The organism is Hungatella sp., assembly GCF_046966825.1.
Window position 1 is genome coordinate 1 of sequence record NZ_JBKVCZ010000288.1, and the last position, 2,113, is coordinate 2,113.

A 2,113-nucleotide genomic window follows, 5' to 3' on the forward strand; every position below is an offset into this window, starting at 1 on the left:
GTTGTAAAGCGTGGAGGAAACCTGACATACGCCGCCGCCCGGCTCTTCCACCAGTTCGCCGTTTACATAGGCACCGGCCGGCCGGTACCCCTTGGCCTCGGAACGCTCTCCCGTGGCCTGATTGAAAGAAAATTCCTCACCCGGCTGTAAAATCAGGCCGTTAAGCGCTTCGGCAGCCAGTTCGATGTTCTTGTTTCTGTCCTTGTTGGCCGTGGTCGTGGTGCTATAGGTTCCAATCACCTGATACAGCTCCTTGGCCTGTGCCTCCGTGATCTCCGGAGCCGTCTCCTTGCCGGTAGCTTCAATCACAGCACTGAAATTTTTATCCTTTAACTGAGCCAGAATATCGGAAACCAGCTTCTCCTGGTCGATCACCAGACCGTTCTGCTCTCCCGAGTAGATAAACTTCCCTGCTTCCTTGTCAAAACCGGATACGGAACCGTTCCTGGCCTTCACGTCCCACTTGGCGGCGGCCTTTTTGGCCTCTTCCGCGGCCGCTTCGTCCAGACCGTTCATATCCAGGGTATAGCTTTCCTTCGGTTCGCCCGTATAGATATCTCCTAAAAGGGAATCCACCTTCGTCTCCAGTAAATCGGCGACCTCATACGTATCATCCTTATACGTAATCTTCATGCCCCACTCATACTTGTCCAGAATCGCCTTTTTCGCCTGTTCTCTGGACATTCCGGTGATGGAGATCCCATCTACGGAAACCTCCTTCTGAAGCTCCGGCTCCGGCTGGCTCGTCGTCTCGCCCGTCTCCACCTCGGCAGGCCTGCTTCCTACGAACTTCACTGCCGCCATAATCACGATCACGGCAACCACCGCGATAATGATCCCCAGCAGAATCTTCGTGATATCATACTGCGGACGCTTCTTCCGCTTTGAACCCCTTCCCGAACCGCCCCGCGGCTGGTAGGAACTCTTATATCTTGAGGACTGGCCCCTGCTTCCCTGGCTTGTCTTTCTGGAAGCCCCCGTTCCTGTCTTCCGTGTTCCCTGAGAGGAATAAGATCTTGATGTTCCACTCTGTCTGTTGCCTGTCTGACTCATCTATTTCACCTTTTCACATGATAGTGTATATTACATTGAGTAGTATACCATACTTTGTGGGAAATGCTATTACAAATTTATGAATTTTCTTAATTATTTTTCGTCGTTTTTCTACATTTTACAGAACGTAAAAAACATGTTACTATAGTATTACTAAAGTATTTCAAATTGGAGGTAATTATGGAACTCATCGATCTGCACGTTCATTCCAACGCCTCGGATGGCACGCTCACCCCGGCCGCCGTCGTCGCTCTCGCAGTGGAAAAAGAACTGACCGCCATCGCTCTGACCGACCACGACACCATCGCCGGCATCCCGCAGGCCATAGAGGCCGCCCGCGGCCTTCCCATCGAAATCATTCCCGGTATCGAGCTCTCCTGCCACTACGAGGGCGAGGAGATCCACGTTCTGGGACTGTATGTAAATCCGGACGATCCCGCTTTTCTCCGGGAAACCGACCGTCTCCTCATACTCCGCGAGAAACGCAACGACGAGATGATCTGCCGTTTTTCGGAGGACGGCATGGTACTGACCAGGGAGGAGCTTACCGCCGGCAATCCCGATACGGTCATCACGAGGGCCCATTTCGCCCGCGTCCTGATGGAAAAAGGATATGTCTCCTCCATGGACCAGGCATTTAAAAAATATTTAAAATACGGCGGCCGCTGGTGTCCAAAGAAAGAGACCATCGAGCCCTCCTACGCGCTCAGGATCCTGACCGACTGCGGAGCGTCTCCGGTCCTCGCCCATCCGTACCAGTACCATCTCGGCGATGCAAGGCTGGAAGCACTGGTCGCTTCCTTAAAAGAAGACGGACTGGCCGGCCTGGAAGTCTACCACTCGTCCAACAATCAATACGAAAGCGGGAAGCTTAAGAAACTGGCCGTCAAATACGGTCTGTTCCCCACCGGCGGCTCCGACTTTCATGGGGCCAACAAGCCGGATATCGACATCGGATGCGGCCGGGGCAATCTGCGCATCTCCGCACTGCTTCTGGACGACATCAGGCAGGCGCGGGCCAAGAACATAAATACAAGAACATAAATACAAGAATATAAAT

Annotated in this window: 2 protein-coding genes; one reads left to right on the forward strand and one right to left on the reverse strand. The window is 53.0% G+C overall.

Going from position 1 to position 2,113, the window contains the following annotated elements; translation table 11 throughout:
* Positions 1 to 1,053, reverse strand: a 1,053-nt coding sequence (locus ACLTD4_RS33905; protein WP_412331993.1) for a VanW family protein, incomplete at its 3' end; no start/stop codon positions are given.
* Positions 1,054 to 1,233: 180 nt separating this feature from the next.
* On the opposite strand from ACLTD4_RS33905, the gene ACLTD4_RS33910 reads away from it, so the two are divergent.
* Positions 1,234 to 2,097, forward strand: a complete 864-nt coding sequence (locus ACLTD4_RS33910) for a PHP domain-containing protein (RefSeq protein ID WP_117622786.1) — start codon at positions 1,234 to 1,236, stop codon at positions 2,095 to 2,097.
* The last annotated feature ends 16 nt before the right edge of the window (positions 2,098 to 2,113 follow it).

What these genes read in the sequence shown, in the direction of transcription:
- ACLTD4_RS33910 (WP_117622786.1), top strand. Translation starts at nt 1,234, where the DNA reads ATGGAACTCATCGATCTGCACGTTCATTCCAACGCCTCGGATGGCACG.